At 36.1% G+C, this 18775-nt stretch carries 20 protein-coding genes; 5 read left to right on the top strand and 15 right to left on the bottom strand.

Annotated elements, in window-relative coordinates; translation table 11 throughout:
- Positions 1–45 precede the first annotated feature (45 nt).
- Positions 46–1875: an ABC transporter ATP-binding protein gene (locus AC2A1G_RS06305; protein ID WP_484046085.1), complete on the top strand. Its 1830-nt coding sequence runs from the start codon at positions 46–48 to the stop codon at positions 1873–1875.
- A 135-nt stretch (positions 1876–2010) separates the two neighbouring features.
- Complete coding sequence (locus tag AC2A1G_RS06300; RefSeq protein WP_484046084.1) at positions 2011–2358, top strand: DUF1801 domain-containing protein; 348 nt, start codon at positions 2011–2013, stop codon at positions 2356–2358.
- 169 nt (positions 2359–2527) lie between these two features.
- Here the strand turns inward: AC2A1G_RS06300 and AC2A1G_RS06295 are convergent, their stop codons facing one another.
- From AC2A1G_RS06295 to AC2A1G_RS06275, 5 genes are all read right to left on the bottom strand, one after another.
- A complete protein-coding gene (locus AC2A1G_RS06295) occupies positions 2528–2857 on the bottom strand; it encodes a DMT family transporter (RefSeq protein ID WP_484046083.1) in 330 nt (109 codons plus the stop codon).
- A 6-nt stretch (positions 2858–2863) separates the two neighbouring features.
- Entirely contained in the window at positions 2864–3727 is an 864-nt protein-coding gene (locus AC2A1G_RS06290; protein ID WP_484046082.1) for an SDR family oxidoreductase, read from the bottom strand.
- A 70-nt stretch (positions 3728–3797) separates the two neighbouring features.
- Positions 3798–4358, bottom strand: coding sequence for a Crp/Fnr family transcriptional regulator (locus AC2A1G_RS06285; RefSeq protein ID WP_484046081.1), 561 nt, complete (start codon positions 4356–4358; stop codon positions 3798–3800).
- A 154-nt stretch (positions 4359–4512) separates the two neighbouring features.
- Entirely contained in the window at positions 4513–5400 is an 888-nt protein-coding gene (locus tag AC2A1G_RS06280; RefSeq protein ID WP_484046080.1) for a hypothetical protein, read from the bottom strand.
- A gap of 171 nt (positions 5401–5571) precedes the next feature.
- Positions 5572–6147 carry a hypothetical protein gene (locus AC2A1G_RS06275; RefSeq protein WP_484046079.1) on the bottom strand — a complete coding sequence of 192 codons (576 nt, stop codon included), beginning with the start codon at positions 6145–6147 and terminating at the stop codon, positions 5572–5574.
- 514 nt (positions 6148–6661) lie between these two features.
- On the opposite strand from AC2A1G_RS06275, the gene AC2A1G_RS06270 reads away from it, so the two are divergent.
- A complete protein-coding gene (locus AC2A1G_RS06270; RefSeq protein WP_484046078.1) occupies positions 6662–7396 on the top strand; it encodes a DUF6261 family protein in 735 nt (244 codons plus the stop codon).
- A gap of 107 nt (positions 7397–7503) precedes the next feature.
- On the opposite strand, the gene AC2A1G_RS06265 is transcribed toward AC2A1G_RS06270, so the two are convergent.
- From AC2A1G_RS06265 to rsfS, 6 genes are all read right to left on the bottom strand, one after another.
- Positions 7504–8832, bottom strand: coding sequence for a peptide-N-glycosidase F-related protein (locus tag AC2A1G_RS06265; RefSeq protein WP_484046077.1), 1329 nt, complete (start codon positions 8830–8832; stop codon positions 7504–7506).
- A 286-nt stretch (positions 8833–9118) separates the two neighbouring features.
- Complete coding sequence (locus AC2A1G_RS06260) at positions 9119–9772, bottom strand: phosphatidylserine decarboxylase family protein (RefSeq protein ID WP_484046076.1); 654 nt, start codon at positions 9770–9772, stop codon at positions 9119–9121.
- Between the two features lie 58 nt (positions 9773–9830).
- Positions 9831–10703: a phosphatidate cytidylyltransferase gene (locus tag AC2A1G_RS06255; RefSeq protein ID WP_484046075.1), complete on the bottom strand. Its 873-nt coding sequence runs from the start codon at positions 10701–10703 to the stop codon at positions 9831–9833.
- A 25-nt stretch (positions 10704–10728) separates the two neighbouring features.
- Positions 10729–11307 carry an LUD domain-containing protein gene (locus tag AC2A1G_RS06250; protein ID WP_484046074.1) on the bottom strand — a complete coding sequence of 193 codons (579 nt, stop codon included), beginning with the start codon at positions 11305–11307 and terminating at the stop codon, positions 10729–10731.
- A 134-nt stretch (positions 11308–11441) separates the two neighbouring features.
- Positions 11442–13454, bottom strand: a complete 2013-nt coding sequence (ftsH, locus tag AC2A1G_RS06245; RefSeq protein WP_484046073.1) for an ATP-dependent zinc metalloprotease FtsH — start codon at positions 13452–13454, stop codon at positions 11442–11444.
- Positions 13455–13471: 17 nt separating this feature from the next.
- Positions 13472–13840, bottom strand: a complete 369-nt coding sequence (gene rsfS, locus AC2A1G_RS06240) for a ribosome silencing factor (protein WP_262149794.1) — start codon at positions 13838–13840, stop codon at positions 13472–13474.
- A gap of 87 nt (positions 13841–13927) precedes the next feature.
- Here rsfS and AC2A1G_RS06235 point away from each other — a divergent pair, with 87 nt between their 5' ends.
- Positions 13928–14641, top strand: coding sequence for a biotin--[acetyl-CoA-carboxylase] ligase (locus AC2A1G_RS06235; RefSeq protein WP_484046072.1), 714 nt, complete (start codon positions 13928–13930; stop codon positions 14639–14641).
- Here AC2A1G_RS06235 and AC2A1G_RS06230 read toward each other — a convergent pair.
- The 4 genes from AC2A1G_RS06230 to AC2A1G_RS06215 are packed head-to-tail and all read right to left on the bottom strand — an operon-like array spanning position 14635 to position 18028.
- Positions 14635–15744 carry an LptF/LptG family permease gene (locus AC2A1G_RS06230; protein WP_484046511.1) on the bottom strand — a complete coding sequence of 370 codons (1110 nt, stop codon included), beginning with the start codon at positions 15742–15744 and terminating at the stop codon, positions 14635–14637. The genes AC2A1G_RS06235 and AC2A1G_RS06230 overlap by 7 nt on opposite strands.
- Positions 15745–15759: 15 nt before the next feature.
- Positions 15760–16890 (bottom strand): tRNA guanosine(34) transglycosylase Tgt, encoded by a 1131-nt coding sequence (tgt, locus tag AC2A1G_RS06225; protein WP_484046071.1) that lies wholly within the window; start codon positions 16888–16890, stop codon positions 15760–15762.
- 56 nt (positions 16891–16946) lie between these two features.
- Positions 16947–17315 (bottom strand): DUF4296 domain-containing protein, encoded by a 369-nt coding sequence (locus AC2A1G_RS06220; RefSeq protein WP_484046070.1) that lies wholly within the window; start codon positions 17313–17315, stop codon positions 16947–16949.
- The gene (locus AC2A1G_RS06215) at positions 17312–18028 is read right to left on the bottom strand and encodes a polyprenol monophosphomannose synthase (RefSeq protein WP_484046069.1); all 717 of its coding nucleotides are present in this window, start codon (positions 18026–18028) and stop codon (positions 17312–17314) included. Before AC2A1G_RS06215 ends, AC2A1G_RS06220 begins: the two co-directional genes overlap by 4 nt.
- 75 nt (positions 18029–18103) lie before the next feature.
- On the opposite strand from AC2A1G_RS06215, the gene AC2A1G_RS06210 reads away from it, so the two are divergent.
- Positions 18104–18772: a DUF4271 domain-containing protein gene (locus AC2A1G_RS06210; RefSeq protein ID WP_484046068.1), complete on the top strand. Its 669-nt coding sequence runs from the start codon at positions 18104–18106 to the stop codon at positions 18770–18772.
- The last annotated feature ends 3 nt before the right edge of the window (positions 18773–18775 follow it).

Below are 18775 nucleotides of genomic sequence, written 5' to 3'. Positions count from 1 at the left end.
TCTTTCTTTTAAATTCCCTATTTTTGTGGATTAATTTAATATTTAATGAATTATTATAAACGGGCAATTGACAATATACTTCCGTATAAAAAGACAATTGCAGCAGGTATTTTCTTCAATATTTTATATGCTCTTTTCAACATCGTCGCCATGCTTTTCTTCATGCCGGTATTGAATATTCTTTTTGATAAAAAGGCAGAAAAGATTGAGGCAAAGCCGGTTTACGAAGGTATTTCGGCAGCGGGAACTTTTTTGAAAGACAGTTTCAATTTTTATATTCAGCAGATGGAGGCTGAGAAAGGTGCCGAGTATATTCTTCTCATCACCTGCATCATGTTTATCACGATGTTTTTCCTGAGAAACATATTCAGTTATCTGTCAGAATTTTACCTTACATTTTCGCGAACAGGGGTTTCAAGAGACTTCAGAATTCAGCTTCATGATAAGATTTTAGATCTTCCGGTTTCATTCTTTACCAACTCCAGAAAAGGAGATGTTTTCGCAAGAATAACTTCTGATGTAGGCGAAGTGGAATCTAATATTCTGAACAGTTTAATAGACCTCATCCGTTCACCGATCGTGATTATTATCACGATGGGATATTTGCTATACTCAAATTTTCAGCTGACGGTTTTCACCTTAATTGTCTTTCCCATCATGGGAACCCTGATTTCAATAATAGGTAAAAGCCTGAAAAAAGATACCGGCGAAGCTCAGAATGAGTTGGGTAAAATGTACTCTTTTGTTGATGAAACATTAGTCGGCTTAAAGATTATCAAAATATTTGATGCGGCACCACAGATCAAAAAAAGATTTGATGAAGTACTCAACAAAATTCGTTTTCTATCTTTAAGATTATTTAAGAAAAAAGCATTGGCATCCCCCGTCAGTGAGCTTTTAGGAGCCATCACGATTGGTATGATTGTATATTTCGGAGGTCGTCTTGCCATAAAAGGTGAGGGGCTTTCCGGAAGTGAATTTATCACATACATCGCCTTGTTTTATACTATTCTGCAACCTTTGAAGTCGCTTTCTTCGGCAATATCAAATATGCAGAAAGGGGAAGTTTCCGCTAAAAGAATCTTTGATGTTCTGGATGCTGAATATGTGATCAGAGAAGAAAAAGATGCAAAAGAAATTAATGGTTTTTCTTCAAGAGTAGAATTCAAAAATATTACTTTCGGATATGAAGACAGGGACGTTCTAAAGGATTTTTCTCTCTCTATTCCAAAGGGAAAAACGGTTGCTCTGGTTGGGCAGAGTGGTAGCGGAAAAAGTACGCTCGCCAATCTGATCACAAGATTTTACGACGTAGATAATGGCGAAGTTCTTCTGGACGGAGAAAATATTAAAAATATTAAACTTTCCAACTACAGAAAGCTTTTCGGACTCGTTACACAGGATAATATTCTCTTTAACGACTCCATCAGAAATAATATTTCTTTAGGTAAACCTGATGCAACTTTAGAGGAAATTCAGGAAGCGGCAAAAATTGCCAATGCCCATGATTTTATTATGGATCTTCCGAAGCAGTATGAAACGAGTATCGGTGAAGCGGGAGGGAAACTTTCAGGCGGACAGAAGCAAAGGATTTCTATTGCGAGAGCGGTGCTTAAAAATCCACCAATTATGATATTGGATGAAGCAACTTCCGCATTAGATACAGAATCTGAAAGATTTGTACAGATCGCCCTTGAAAACATGATGCAAAACAGAACTTCACTGGTGATCGCCCACCGTCTTTCAACCATCCAAAAAGCCGACTGGATCGTCGTTATGGAGAAAGGGAAAATCGTAGAACAGGGAAATCACCATGACCTTATTGCCAAAAAAGGAATGTACAACAAGTTGGTTGAACTGCAGAATTTCGAGTAATTGATTTGAAACATTAAGATGTATAAGTTGTTGAGCTTTTTTAAGGAAACATCTGAAGATATTCATTAAGCACACTTTACATTATAATATGTAATTGAAAAGCCATTAGCTAACAGCCAAAAGCCAACAGCCACAATGAATCCATTAGAAGAGTACTATTTCAGAATCGATGAGCCTGAACGCAGTGCTCTTCTTTTTTTGCGTCAGAAAATTCTCGCCTCCGATACCGAAAAGATCACCGAAACCCTCAGCTTTGGTTTGCCTTTCTTTAAGTTTAAAAAGAAAATGCTCTGCTACTTCTATTTCAGCAAAAAGCATCAGCAATATTACGTAAGCTTCTACCACGGCGACCGCTTAGATCATCCGCTGTTGCTGAGTGAAGGCAGAAAGAAGTTTAAAATTCTGCTTTTGGATATGGAGGAAGATTTGCCTTTGGAGTTGATTTTGGAATTGATTGATGAGGTGAAGATGTTTGTGAAGTAATCTGCTAAAATGTAAAATCAAAATGTGTTTGCAGTTGCTTGTGCCACGCTAGTATCTATCGCTAATTTTTGGAGCCGACACTGGCGTGTTGCTAGTGTCAGCAGTGGGTAAAAAGTGAATCTATATCTTTCCGTCTACCATTGCAAACCTTTGTTAGCGGCTGGCATTTTTAGTGTGATGCTGATTTCGAGAAAAAATTCATAACCACAACTCCTGCTACGATTAATATAATTCCAATTATTGCAGGAATGTCTAGCGATTGTTTGAAAACAATTACGGAGATAATAGCCGTAAGCACAATTCCCAAACCTCCCCAAATTGCATAAGCAATTCCCAGTGGAATAGATTTTAGAGCTTGTGATAAGAAGAAAAAGCAAACAAGATAAGCTACGGCAGTTACGGCAGTTGGCAATAATTTTGTAAACCCATCGGATGCTTTCATAAAACTTGAACCTATGACTTCAAGTATAATTGCTAAAGATAGAAACAGATATTTCATAATAATTTAAGTTAAAAATGTTTCTTTTAAATAGATTTTCAAATCGGTTGGTTTCCGCCCCAAAAGCTGTTCAAGGTCTGAACTACAAATGTCATATTCTCGATTTTTAATAATAGCTGCTAAAAGTGATGAAAAATAGATATCGTTTTCAGTCACACCATATTCTCTAAGTTTTGCTTCATATTCGTTTGGGTCTGGACTATCATACGAAACAGATTTTCCCGATAATTCTGAAAGCATTTGAGCTATATCTTTAAAGGAATAAGTGGGAAATCCTGTAATTAGATAAATTTTGTTGTCATGTCCTTCACTTACCAAAACGTTGGCAAAAGCTTCTGCCATTTCGGTTCTTTTTGCAAATGTTGCCCTCCCTTCGCCTGCAGGAAATGAAATACCTGTGTTAACTGCATCATAACCAATGAAAAATGGAATGGTTTCAGCATATAATCCGTTTTGAAAAATTGTATAAGTAAGTCCGCTTTCTGTAATGTATTTTTCTGTAGTAATATAGGAATCGACCAAGGGACCCAACATTGATTGGTTTACATTTTTATTTAAAGCACCACCTGTATAGTAAATGTGTTTTACTCCTGCATCTTTAGCAATATCAATTACATTTTTATGGTCGAAGAATGAGTTTTCACTCTCGATACTTATCATGAACAACTTTGTTACACCTTGCATCGCTGTAATAAGTGAAGTCTTATCGGTGTAATCTCCAATCCTTACTCTCACACCTTTATCTTCAAAATATTTTGCTTTATTCGCATTGCGAATTAGTGCTACAATTTTGCTTGCCGGAACTTGATTGAGCAAGTTCTCGATTACCGATTTTCCTAAATTTCCTGTTGCCCCTGTTACTAATATCATAATTGGTTAAAATTTATGATGCAAAGGACGAAAAAATAGAAACTGACTTTTTTGACAAAAGTCAAATTCGTTATTTTTTTCTAATTCGGCTTACTGTTTCCTGTGTGATGCCTAAGTAAGATGCGATGTGTCCTAACGAAATTCTCTGTATCGCATCTGGTTGATCTTTGAGTAATGAAATGTAGCGCTGTTCTGCGCTTTCAGTTTGTAGCGAGCTTATTCTCTGTTCTAAAATAACACAATATTCTTCCGCCATTTTCCTTCCAATGGTGTTCATTTCGGAAAATCTTTTGTAAAGATCGTTAAGGTCTTTGCTTAAAATATAGTAGTAAGTGGATGTTTCTAAAAATTGAATATTTTCAAAAGACGGTTGGTCATAAAATAGGGGTAATACAGAACCTAAAATAATATTCTCAAAACCGAACCACGAATTTATTTCTCGGTCGTCTTTTACATAATACGAACGAACAAGTCCTGTTTCGATTATAAAAAGGCTTGAAACTGTTTGTCCTTTTTTTAAAAAGAAATCGCCCTTTTGTTTTGTTTGACTTTTGATGTATTTTGAAAGTTCTGTTTCAATTTCGGGGGATAAGTTTCCGTAGGTTTTGAATTTATTGATTAAAGAGTTCATTCATTGCAGGATATTGGTTTATGCTTGTCGCTAAATTTATGGGGCTTTGCGATGGTGGGGCAATCGAAGCACAAATCTTCAATTTTCCACAAAAGTTCAATCGAGGAAATGCCGTTAAACTTTGCAGTTTCGTCCCAATATTGTAAAATCCTTGTTACAGGGCGTTTTTCTTTCCATTGATTTTTAGTTTTGTAAACATTGTCAAGAGTGTCCACACTACGTTTGAAGCTATTACGAAAAATACTGTCCACCACAAACTTGTCCCTGCTCTTGATTGATAATTTCCGGTTTCTTCTCTGAGAATTATTAAGTTCTTATTGTCAAAAGATAAATTGGTTTGCTGAATTGCTTTCAAGTAATAACTTCTTTCTTCTGAATTTGTAAGGCGTTTTAAGAATGTCGTGTTGTATTCATACTTATCGTAAAGTACTACTGATAAGTCAATAAATTTTGATATTAATTTCGCCTGTATCTCTTTGTTGTCAAATGCTCTATTGCTGAATTTATCACCAAACATAGTTCCTATCCAAATATTTTTATCATAAATACTGTCGCCTTTGTTTGTTAAGGGACAAGCATAGTAACATCCAATTCCTACTTCGTTTCCTCTGTCGGGATAACCTTTTGTGACAAATAAACCACTTCTGTTTTTATGCTTTGATGAACTTTCGATTGAATAATACATTGTCGGTTTATGGGTCAAAAATTCGTCTACATTTGTTAAGTGAGTTAATTCTCCAGTTTCTCTGTCAACATAAAATTTAAAAGTCAAAACCGGTGCGGTCAATAAAATCCAAGATATGAAAAGTGTAAACTCACGATGTTTGTCTGTCGTGTCTAGCAACCTAAGTTTTTTTCTGAAATAAAACCAAATTAAAGCAGATGAAATAATTATTGGAACAAATAAACCAAAAATGTTATCATTAAGGTCAAAAAGCTTTAGTTGAATAAACACAAGCCAATAGAAAAAAGAATATATCAACAGGAAGCTTGTCGATATGAAAATGAATGGTAATATTATTTTGGTCAGTTTTTCTTTCATTTGGCTTTCGTCCGAAAGTGGCCTATAACGTTTCGAGGCTTGGCGATGATGATGCAATCGAAGTACAAATCTTCAATTCTGCGCAAAAGTTCAATCAAAGAACTGCCGTTGGACTTTGCAGTTTCACCCCACTATTGCAAAACTCTTGTTATCTGCAGTTACATTTTCACTTTATTCTTTATAATTTTCAAGTATTTTTTTTTCTTCTTCATATTTATGATGAGGAAATGTTTGAACTCCAGTAATACAAGTTTCAGGTAATACTGGTAGGAAAGCACTTCCTTTTTCAGTTATAAGTTGTATTCCACCAGTACAATAGTATTTTATTATTTCTATAAATCTTTCGGTATCATTTTCTTTGTTCATCATAACTTCGTTGAAAATATTGATTTCATTTTGAATTAATTTTTTCTTCAGAGATTTTATGTAAATGAAATTTATTAGAAGAATTGCAAAAAGTACAACAGATACTTTCCAATTAAAAAAAAGAAAAATTACTCCAGAAATAAAAAAAATGATATTTAGAAAACTTAATATTCTAGTTTTCTGAAATAAATCAACTCCACGAGCTTGTGCTAGTCTTTTTATATCTGGATTAGTTTGTATTTTATGTTGTGAAATCATTTCTTCAAATTCTGTCCAATAATTTGAAAAACTTATACTGCTTTTTATCACAGGGTCAGTTAGATTTTCTCCAAATGATTCTTTAAGAATTTTTAAAATGTAAAGGTTTCGTTTAATATCCATAGTTTTTTTTAATTGCAGATAACTTTCATCTTGACGTATTTCGCAAAGCCATTGAATTTACGCATTGCGTCAATTCATACTATTGTGCATTAAAAATAAGTAAATAATCAGCATCAGCAAATTTCAATTCAGTAAAAAATTAAAACTTTTCTCGTATTTAGGAAAGTTATTCCATGTCGGTTAAAAAAATTAGGTATCTCGTTAAAATTTTTAATCAACCTATTTAAAAATTTTTTACATTTGAATTACAGGTTTCAGCAAAAACCTCCACACACAAAAACACAAACCGTATGAAAAACCACAAAATTCTCCAAACAAGGCAGGAATTCCTGAATCGCCCTTCCAGAAAGGCCCCTGCACCCCTGCAACAGATTTGCCGGAAACCTTACAAGCTTGTCGCACCCTAGTAACGACCTTGCCGGAAGATGTAAAAGCCCAACGCACCCCCGCAACAAACTTTCCGAAAAAAAACTGCACGAGGCAGTTTAATTAATAAACAATAATTTACAAATACATGAATGCAATTGATTTAAGAGTACTTCGCAATGCAGAATACCTGCAGTACACAAAAGATTTTGCGGCTATTATTAATCTCAACAATCCTGCTACGCTGGATATTGATGCAAAATTTACAGCCTTCAACACCAAAATCGCTGAGCTGGAGTCGCTGTACAAAAAAGCATTGGCAAGTGAGAAAACGAAAGACATTATGGCGCTGGATCAGAGAAGAGACGATGCCATCAATGGGATTTATTATTTTTTGGAGAGTTACACCTATCATTACGATGTACAGCAAAGACAAAATGCACAATTGTTGCTGAGTAACCTAAGTCTGTATGGCAGTGGCATTGCCAGAATGAACTATCAGGCAGAAACCGCTACGATTAATAATATTCTTCGGGATTGGGAAAACAAAACAGAACTTGTAGCAGCAGTGAGCGGTTTTAATTTGACCGCATGGGTGAATGAACTGAAAACCGCCAATGACGCGTTCAACGAGCAATATCTTCTGCGTACACAGGAGTATGGTGATGCCAATCCGGATACCATCAGAACAAAAAGAGAGGAGACTAGTTCTGCTTTTTATGCATTAAGAGACAGGATAGATGCGCTTCATCTCCTTTCAGAAGTTTCTCCTTCGCCTCATTCTGCGGTCATCAATCAGCTTAATGCACTGACAGATCAATACAACCAGCTTTTAGTCAACAGAAAAGCTGAAACAGAAGAGCTTCCGGAAAAGCAGAAGTAAAATAGTATTCAACAAAAAATCAGAGCCAAAAGCTCTGATTTTTTATTTTAATCTATGTCTGATAACTACTGTCTCAACATCAAACATCAATTATCATTCATCCTCATCTACTTCCGGATCACCTTATGCTTAAACTGAGTTCCGTCTTCCAGAGAAATATCCAGTAAATACGTTCCCGAAGAATAGGTGGTAAGGTCTACTTTAGCATCTCTTGTTTCGTTCAGTTTTCTGCCGTCTAAAGAGTAAACAGAAATGTTTTTCACTTTTTTATCAGATTTAATATTTACAAAATCTGCTGTTGGGTTAGGATAAATAGAAACATCCACCGTAGAAATATCTTTTACAGATAAAATCTGATTGGTGCTTTGCATATAGATAGACAGAACGACTCTACCGTCCTGACCGTAAAAAACTGCTGCGGGAACTTCATATTTCAGGGTATGGCTTCCCGCAGAAAGAGTAGGGCTGGTGAAGCTTCTGATGGGTACGGCATCTCCCGGGCACCAGTTGTTCCAGGATGTCCACCATTGGGTAGTTTGTACATATGGTCCGTAGATTCCGTTGCCTTGTGTGTTGTACTGTCTGTAAGGTTCACAGGATTTTCCGCCCGGAGTAAATGTGAGTACCTGTGCATTATCCAGAGAAACAAAATTCTGCCTTCTTATATATTCTTCTCCGTTGGTGCCGGCGCCGTGGGGCGAAGTGATAATGAAAAACTTAGCATTGCTGGTAGGTTGGGTAAGATTAAAATTAACGAGTCTTACCGTTTGCCCTGCCTGATCTGTATTGTTGTAATTGTTTAATTCATTAGAATCTAAAAGCGGCAACAGATTGTCATAAGTATTGATAACTGCAGGATCGTTTGAGGTTACAAAGTTTAAAGTTCCTGCGAAAACATCGTTTCTGTTGGCACAACCTGAAACCTGAGTATTTGCAGCGTAAGGAACACCAAAAACATCAAGCTCTACATAAATATCATAAGCCGCTCTCAAAGTAAGATTTTTGAAAACAGCATACAGGTTATCTACTTCGTAAGTATAAGGAACAGAGGTAGGAGAAATGTTTTTGTTCATGAAAGGTGTGATGTATCTTCCGATTTCAAAACGTTTTACTCCCGTGTCGCTCAAGGTGTACGTTGTCTGGTTTTTCGGAACTAAAGCAATATGCACACCTCCGATTCTGTCGTAGTTATCGCAAAGAGCACCAATGCTTACATTCATCTGAATTTTGTTCTGGAAAGTATTCAGTTCTGCATCAGACAATTTTCTGGCATATCGGTAATTGGCAAGACGGATGGTGTTGGCAGGAACCGGATTCGAAACATTTGCCGCATACCCATCATAGAAAACAATAGAAGAAAAGACATTGATAGTAGTTTGAGCATGCGTCTGAGAAATCCCGGTAAAAGCTAGGAAAGCGAGTAGAAGTTTTTTCATTAATTATTAGATTTTTGATTTTAAATCAAAACTACGATTTTAAATGTTATAATTATTGATAAAAGTATTTAATGAGTATTAAAATTGCAACATATTTTAAAAAATGTTTAGTAATTAATAAATGATCATTTAATTTAAATCTTAGTTTGAATTATATTTAAATAAAACCCCTAACCAACTTTAGAGCAAAAAAAAATCAGAGCCCGTAAACCCTGATCTTGTTTATATAAATTGAATAATTTATCATCAATTATCTTCCTACTCCCATCTCCCCGCTTCCATCTCCCTAATCCCTCATCTTCGCAATCACATCAATTCCTCCTTTTGTTTTATCTCCAATCTTGCAGATAATTTCTGTGTCTAAAGGAAGGAAAATATCCATTCTTGAACCGAATTTAATGAAGCCAAATTCATGTCCTGCTTTTGCCTGATCACCTTCATTACAGTAGAAAACAATTCTTCTCGCAACATACCCTGCAATCTGTCTGAATACTACTTTATGATTGGTTAAACTTTCCACGGCAACGGTTGTTCTTTCGTTTTCTGTAGAAGACTTTTCATGCCAAGCTACCAAATATTTTCCGGGATGATACTTTTTATAAATCACATTTCCTGAAACAGGAAAACGGCAGATGTGCACATTTAAAGGTGACATAAAAATAGAAACCTGAATAGCTTTTTCTTTCAGAAACTCTGTTTCATCTACCTCTTTTATCATCACTACTTTTCCGTCTACCGGAGCAATCACATTCTCTACATGGTCCCGAATATCGCGGTTCGGAACTCTGAAGAACCAAAAAACAAGCCCATAAATAACCAAGAGCGGAACGATGATCAGCAATGACCACATTTCAAGAAAATAAATAGAAACAGCGGCAACGGCAATAAAGAAAATGCTCGCTACTGCAATGGTGCCTTTTGATTCCTTGTGTAATTTCATAAGTTGATTGTTTAAAAAAAAACGCCATGATTTAAATTCGATGACGACAGTTTAGAGTTTAAATAAATTTTTCAATAATAAAGTACAAATATACGACAGGTGCGCAGATAATAAAACTGTCGAGTCTATCTAAAATTCCGCCATGGCCGGGAATGATATTTCCGCTGTCTTTTACGCCGAAGGTTCTTTTGAGCTGGCTTTCCACCAAATCGCCAAGAGGAGCAAATGAGGCAACCAAAAATCCTACAACCATCCAGTTTCCTCTCAGTTGAGGTTGGTATAGTTCTACAAAGTAAGATAGAATTAAAGTTAAAACAACTCCGCCGATATAGCCTTCCCATGTTTTCTTAGGTGAAATTTTCGGAGCCATTTTATGTTTTCCGAAAAGCCTTCCGGCGATGTATGCAAAAGTATCGCTGCTCCAAATAAGGATAAAGAGAAAGATTACTTCAAGAGAAAAAGTCTGCTCGTAAGATGAGTATTTGGGAAGTCCCAGTGCAAGGCAAAAAGGCAGGGCAACGTAGATTACAGTGAAGATTAGTTTTCCGTTGTCAATATAAAGCTCGGCTGTAAATTTAAATAGTGTAATCGCTGCAATTCCAACCGCTGCAATCGCAAGTAAATCGGGAATACGGAAATCAAAATAAAATCCGTGCTGAAAATATCTTTTGGAAAAAATATAAAAAATAATGGCGACGATCGGAAAAACGATCCATTTCTCATAGCCGTTCCCGAATTTCATTAGTTTGATACATTCCCACGTTCCCACGGTTAAAAGTAAAGTAATTAACCCATAGTATAGGTATTGTTGCTTTACAAGTTCAGGAGAAATGTTGTTGATGAGTTGTGCACCGAAAGGCGTGGTACACAAAATAATGATTGCGATATAAATGATTCCTGAGAGGGTTCTCTGAATAAGATTTTTGTCCAAAATTTTCTGAGTTTACAGTTCTGCTTTAGTCTTCTAAGAGAAGCAGGAAAAGTTTATTGTTGGGAGCAGTTGCATCCAGTTTATTCTGACCGCCGCTGATGGAGGTAAGGTTTTTAATATTTCCGTTTCTTTTAATCTTGCCCATAGCGTCATTCAAATTGCTGACAATCTGAGATACATTCGCCATGATGATGATTTTCTCGGGAAGTTTAGAAGAATGATAATGAAGAATATTGTTGGCTGAAAGCATGATTCTGCCGTCAAAAGCAATTAGATATTCACAAGAAATAAAAGCGGCGTCATTGTGATGCTGTAATTCTGAAGTGTAATCTGTTTTCAAGACAGAAAGAAAATTCTGAAGATCTTTATCACAACAGAATATATTACGGGTTCCTTCAATCTTTAAAATTTGATTTAAAGTTTGTAATGCTTCAGCCTCGTCTGCACAGTAATTAAAAAAGCCTCCGGAGTGGGTAAAAAGCTGGGCAAATTTATAGTCGAGATCAGCATTTTTCAGCGAATCTCCTAATTTTTCCAAACTCTGCTTTTCATCATTGTCAGGCTGATTGGTAAGTTTGCTTACAATTTTCTTGAATAAACTCAACTTAATTTATTTTTAGTCAACTTTTTACAAAAGTAAAAAATTAATGAATAAGATATATGAAATATACGTATAAATGTTAAAAAACCCGACAATAATAACTGCCGGGTTTTTGTTTTTATTTAAATAAAAGATTTTTACAGTTGAGTCGGGCTTTCAGGTGCCTGAGTTTCACTGTCTTGTTCTTTATCTTTGATCAGAATTTCCTCTGAAGGCTCTTTCGCATTTGCGATGGTATTCGTTACTGGTTTCTCAGTCAATTCAGGATCCCAGGCTCTTTTTCCGAAAACATCTTCAAGATCTTCTCTGAAAATCACTTCTTTCTCCAGAAGTTTTGTTGCCAAAGCATCCAGTTTGTCTTTGTTGTCAGTCAGAATCTGTACTGCTCTGTCATACTGATTTTCGATAATGGATTTTATCTCAAGGTCAATTTTACTTGCAGTTTGTTCAGAATATGGTTTCCCAAAATTGTATTCAGACTGTCCTGTGCTGTCGTAGTAAGAAATGTTACCGATATTTGGGCTCAATCCGTAGATGGTTACCATCGCCTGAGCTCTTTTTGTTACCGTTTCAAGGTCAGAAAGTGCACCTGTTGAAATATTGTTGAAAATCACCTGCTCTGCGGCTCTTCCTCCCAATGTAGCACACATTTCGTCAAGCATCTGCTCAGTTGTTGTCAACTGTCTTTCTTCAGGTAAATACCATGCAGCTCCCAAAGATCTTCCTCTCGGAACAATGGTTACTTTTAAAAGTGGTGACGCGTGTTCTACCAACCATGAGATCGTTGCGTGACCTGCTTCATGATAAGCTACTCTTCTTTTTTCTGATGGCTTGATCGCCATGTTTTTCTTTTCAAGACCACCGATGATTCTGTCTACTGCATCAAGGAAATCCTGTTTTGTAACTGAAGTGTGACTGTTTCTTGCTGCGATTAATGCAGCTTCATTACAAACATTGGCAATATCAGCACCACTGAATCCTGGGGTTTGTTTTGCAAGAAATTCACGGTCTACAGTATCATCCAGTTTAATTTTACTTAAATGAACATCAAAAATTTCTTTTCTTTCGTGCAGTTCCGGAAGATCTACATAAACCGAACGGTCGAAACGTCCTGCTCTCATCAAGGCTTTATCTAAAATATCAGCTCTGTTGGTTGCGGCCATCACGATAACGTTTACATCTGTTCCGAAACCATCCATTTCAGTTAAAAGCTGGTTGAGTGTATTTTCTCTTTCGTCGTTTCCGCCGGAGAAATTGTTTTTACCTCTCGCTCTACCGATGGCATCAATCTCATCAATGAAGATGATTGCCGGAGATTTGGCTTTAGCCTGAGCAAAAAGATCTCTCACTCTTGAAGCACCCACCCCTACAAACATTTCCACAAAGTCTGAACCTGAAAGCGAGAAGAAAGGTACTTTAGCTTCACCTGCTACAGCTTTCGCCAATAAAGTTTTACCAGTTCCCGGAGGGCCTACCAAAAGAACACCTTTAGGAATTTTACCTCCCAGTTTTGTGTATTTTTCAGAATTTTTAAGGAAATCCACTACTTCCTGTACTTCTTCCTTAGCTCCTTCAAGACCTGCCACATCTTTAAATGTAGTCTGAATTTTTTCTTTTTCGTCAAAAAGCTTGGCTCTTGATTTCCCGATAGAGAAAATTTGTCCGCCAGGGCCGCCTCCGCCACCCATCTTTCTGAAAAGGATGAAATAGAATAGTCCTAATACAGTTACCCAAATAAGAACGTTGATTAAAATTCCCGCAAACGGGCTTTCTCCTTCAGCGTAATCTTTGGTTGTTGCCAATTTTGGATTCTGACCTTTTAAAGCATCAAATTTTTCAAGAAAAAGCTTTAAGTCACCATATTTTACTACATAATCCGGCTTTGCAGACATTCCCAGAGAACCTGAGAATGGATTGTTGTCTTTCTTCTGTACCGTTTTTGTTTTTGCTTCTTTGGTTAAAAATACATCAGCCTTTTCAGTCTGTTTGTTAATTTCAACTTTCTGAATTTTCCCTGCCTGCATCTCTTTGAAGAATGTATCTTCATTGACGGTTTTGCTGCTTCCTTCCGATAAAAAATTGGAAGCAAAGAACAGCAAAAGGGCGATAATGGCTATAGGAAAAAACCAGTTAAATCCTTTATTATTCATTTATTGCTTTTAAAAATTTAGATTGCGTTTTCGATTCGGGTGATTACAGCGTCTCCCCAAAGTTCTTCGATGTCGTAATATTCACGGGTTTCTTTCTGGAAAATGTGTACCACTACGCTTACGTAGTCTACCAAAACCCACATTGCATTTTCTGTACCTTCTACGTGCCAAGGTCTGTCTTGTAGGTCATTACGAACTTTTTTCTCGATGGATCCTGCCAATGCCGATACCTGAGTGTTGGAATTTCCGCTGCATATAATAAAAGTTTCGGCTACCGAGTTTTCGATTTTTGTAAGATCGAAGATCATTACATCTTCTCCTTTTACATCCTGAATAGCTTCTACTATTTTATCTATTAATTGTTGTTTTTCTGTCGTGTTGCTCATTAAAAAGTACTATAATCTGCAAATTTATTGTTTTTCTTTTACTTTAGACTTACTTTAGCCGTTCAATTAGTCATAAATTTTTCTTAAATGGACAGCCTCATTTATCTTGATCACTGCTCTTCTACTAATGACGAAGCAGCTTCATTTTTACTTTATCCGAATTCAAATTTTATTGCCGTTCATACTTTTAATCAAACTAAAGGTCGCGGGCAGTACGGAAATTCCTGGAAATCGGTCGCTGGTAAAAATTTGGCTTACAGTCTTGCAGTAGATTGTGCATGTGTAAAAGTCTCCGATTTCCTGTTCAATTATTGTACCGCAGTAGTGGTTAGGGATTTTCTTGCCAATCTGACGGATAAAACTGTGAAAATCAAATGGCCGAATGATATCATTGTTCAGAATAAAAAAGTGTGTGGGATTCTTTTAGAGAAAAAGAAAATGAATGATAATCAATATTTTATCATCGGTATTGGAATCAATGTTTTGCAGGAGGGATTTGACGAAATTTCCAATGCTGGGTCGCTTTTAACGCAGACTGAGACTCATTTCGAGCTTAAAGAATTTTCCGAAAAGTTTCATGATTTTATGGTTGATAATTTAAAATCAATTCCATGTGAAAATGAAATTTTGGATAGATTTAATCAAAATTTATTTAAAAAAGATGAAATTTCTGTTTTTGAAAAAGATGGAATCAGACAAAATGGCATCATCCGTTCAGCTGACAAAAACGGTGAGATTCACATTGAATTTGAAGATGGAATGAAGACTTTTTACCACAAAGAAATAAAACTTCTTTACTGATTGGCTCTTTTTAAATAAAGATAAAGCGTTAAAGGAAAAAAAGCAATATTAGGCAACCACATCGCGAGTGCCGGAGAAATTGCCTTGTTTTCTGAAACCACTTTCAAGGCTTCAAATGAAAATACAAAAACAAAAGCCAGTGAAATTCCAATCGCAAGGTTGATTCCCAAACCTCCTCTTTTCTTTTGAGATGCCAAAGAAAGTGCTAAAAATGTAAGCAAAACGATAGCGACAGGCATCGAAGTTCTTTGATGAAGCTCGTTTAAATGCGAATTTAAGTTGCTGTTTCCTTTCTGTCTTTCACGGTTTATAAAATCAACCAGTTCCGGTGTAGGTTTGTTCTGACCCAAAAGCTCGTTAGGGAAAAGTTCTTCAGGAGCCTGACCGTAACTTTTCCTGATTTCAATACCATTTCCGAGTTTTTCTGTATCGTTTCTGTTGATGGTTTTCTCCATGTAATTATTCAGGACAAATTGCTTTTTCTTGGCATCCCATAAGGCATCATTGGCTTTTAATTCGTACGTGAGTTTTCGGTCTTTATCAAATTTCTGATAGGCGAAACCGTAGCCTCTGTTGTCTTTTTTGTTCCAGGAATTAACGAAAATATATTCCGTTTTGCTCAGCTGTGCAGAAACCGGTGCTGTACCGAGAATTTTATCCTTCTTTGTGGCATTGTAAGTGTAAGCTTCCAACTCGTTTTTCTTCATATTTGCCCAAGGTAAAACGAGGTGATTTACCGTAAGCGAAATAAGTGCAATAAATAAAGAGGTTAAAAGATAGGGTTTTGCAAACCGGTGAAAACTTGCTCCACTGCTGATTATGGCAACAATTTCCGTATTGTTTGCCATTCTCGAAGTAAAGTAAATTACCGAAATAAACACCAAGATGGCTAAAAATGTCACAACAAGATTGATAATCCAAAAAGGATAAAAATGAATCAGGAAGTAAGTAACATTCAGTTTTGGATCTAACGCTGTGGCATTTTCAATTCTAGGAATTTTCTGCTGTACATCAATCACCAAAACAACTATAGACAGCAAAATAAGCATGAAACTGAATGTTCCAAGGTACTTTCTGACGATATATCTGTCTACAATTTTCAGCATTGATGATATTTTTTATAGTCTTTGTCTTAAAACCGGCATTACTGAGTTTTTCCACTCATAAAAATCTCCTGCTAAGATATGTTCTCTTGCCACTTTTACCAAATCCAGATAAAAAGCAAGATTATGAATAGAAGCAATCTGCTTTCCGAGATATTCTTTAGAAACAAATAAATGTCTCACGTAAGCTTTAGAATACTCACGATCAACAAAACTTGTCCCAAACTCGTCCAGCGGAGAAAAATCCTGCTTCCACTTTTCATTTTTCATATTCATCACGCCCTGCCATGTGAAAAGCATTGCGTTTCTGGCATTTCTGGTTGGCATTACGCAGTCCATCATGTCGATTCCGAGTCCTATAGATTCAAGAATATTCCACGGAGTGCCGACTCCCATTAAGTATCTTGGTTTTTCTTTAGGTAAAATATCTGTTACCTCGTCGGTAATCCTGTACATTTCTTCTTCAGGTTCGCCCACCGAAAGTCCGCCAATCGCATTTCCTTCAGCTCCGGCTTCTGAAATCACTTCAGCTGAAATTTTTCTTAAATCTGAAAATGTAGAACCTTGAACGATTGGGAAAAATGTTTGTTTGTTACCGTATAATTCAGGATTTTTCTCATTCCAGTCCATGCATCTTTTCAGCCAGCGGTGCGTCATTTCCATAGATTGTTTTACCTGATTGTATTCTTCGGGATAGGCAACGCACTCGTCGAAAGCCATGAAAATATCTGCTCCGATCTGTCTCTGGATTTCCATAGATTTTTCAGGAGTGAATAAATGAACGCTACCGTCGATATGAGATTTGAATTTTACGCCTTCTTCAGACATTTTTCTTGTCCCTGAAAGCGAAAATACCTGAAAACCGCCTGAGTCTGTAAGAATGGGAAGATCCCAGTTCATGAATTTATGAAGACCGCCTGCCGCCTGCATCACTTCCATTCCGGGACGGAGATAGAGGTGATAGGTATTTCCGAGGATGATCTGTGCTTTTATATCTTCTTTTAACTCTCTCTGGTGCACTGTTTTTACACTGGCAACAGTTCCAACGGGCATAAAAATTGGGGTCTGAACTTTTCCGTGTGCGGTATTCAGTTCGCCGGCTCTTGCTTTGCCCTGAGAGGTTTTTTCTATAGTAAAGAAATTCATTTATATTTTTTAAATCTGAATAATTTTTGAAAGATGAAAATTGAATTTTCGTGTAATTATCTTGCGAAAGAAGGCACGTTTTGATTGGCCTTCAACTTGTCCTGAACGTGCTTTTCTGCTTTTGGATCTTTCTCGAGAAGAATTTTTTGTGCGTCTTCTACAATATCTTTCATTTTTTGTTTGACTACATAATATTTGTAGCTTTCAACAAAATCATTGGTTTTCACATTGTAATTTTTCAGGATAAAACGGGTTCCGCTTTCGAGGTTTTTCCCCTGATACATAAAAGTTACCTGATCGTTAATCGCCATTTCTGCCATGATTTCTGCCATTGTATCCTGATCAACAAGATTTTTTGGTTTATCGATGTATTCTTTACATGAAAATAATATCAGAAAAATAAAAAAACAAAATATCTTCTTCATAACCTACCGATTATAGATTTCCATTTTAAATTTAAAACTCCAAAAACCGCTTCGTGAATAATTCCGCCATTCATTTTGCTTTCTCCCAGAATTCTGTTGGTGAAAATAATAGGAACTTCCACGATTTTAAAACCTTTCTTCAAAGTTCTGAATTTCATTTCAATCTGAAAGCCGTATCCTTTTAATTTTACATTATCTAAACCGATATCTTCCAAAACTTTTCTTGAAAAACAGACAAATCCTGCAGTTGTATCATGAATAGGCAAACCTAAAACAAAACGCACATATTTAGATGCAAAATAAGAAAGAAGAACTCTTCCCATTGGCCAGTTCACAACATTTACTCCTTTGGAATAACGGGAGCCGATTGCCATATCAGCATTTTTGCAGGCTTCAAAAAGTTTAGGCAAATCTTCAGGATTGTGAGAGAAATCGGCATCCATCTCAAAAATATAATCGTATTGATTCTGAATAGCCCATTTGAAACCGTGGATATAGGCTTTTCCCAAACCGTCTTTTACTTTTCTTACCGAAATATGTAAGTTATGCGGGAATTTTTTCTGCAAATCTTTTACAATATCTGCTGTGCCGTCTGGTGAAGAATCGTCTACCACCAAAACGTGAAACTCTTCTTCCAATGCAAAAACAGCGGAAATTATCTTTTCAATATTTTCCTTTTCGTTGTATGTTGGGATGATAACGAGTTTTTTCATTTCAGTTTGCAAAGATAGTTTTTTTAGACTTTCTATTTTATACAAAATAATCTATAATTTTGCAAAAAAAATCCTTTGCCACTACCAAAGACATTTATAGACCCCGTAAGAGTTCCCGAAAATAACGATTGGGTAATTTTTATATTAATAGGGTGCATCTTTCTCTATATATTTATGATGAATGTGATTGAGAGAGAAGCCAATCTGAAAGATTTTCTCCTTCAGAAATATTTTGACTCCAGCAATAATCTTCCCAACTGGATCATTACTTCTGTGGTTTTTGTGCTGGTGATGTCGGTTTTGATTTCTCAGTATGTTCCTGTTATTCCAAGATTTATTGAGGAAAATCAGATTTTTGGGTATCATTTAAATAAACTCGGGTATACTTTAGCAGTTGTTTCGCTTTTTTATTTTGCGAGAACGAGCCTGAGCTTTCTTTTCTACCACAGCATTGGAGACGGCAAAAAGTGGAATATTTTTTATTTTACTTCTACCAAAATGCAGTTTGTGATCAGTATCATTTTGATGATGCTGTGTATCATGCATTATTATTTTCCCGTAGAGAAGAATAAGATGTTTGAAATTTATGTGGTAGCATTTTCTTTTGTGTTCATTTTCAAGGTGTTGTTTTATATGTTTCATAAAAATAATATACTTCCTCAGAAATGGTATTATAAATTTTTGTATATTTGCACCCTCCAAATAGCACCTCTTTTGATGCTATGGAAACTTTTATTTTTCTAATAA

The sequence above is a fragment of the Chryseobacterium sp. HNCC26DJ240 genome (assembly GCF_057180485.1).
Note: the sequence above shows the minus strand (reverse complement) of the source record. Positions and strands in the feature narration are given on the sequence as shown.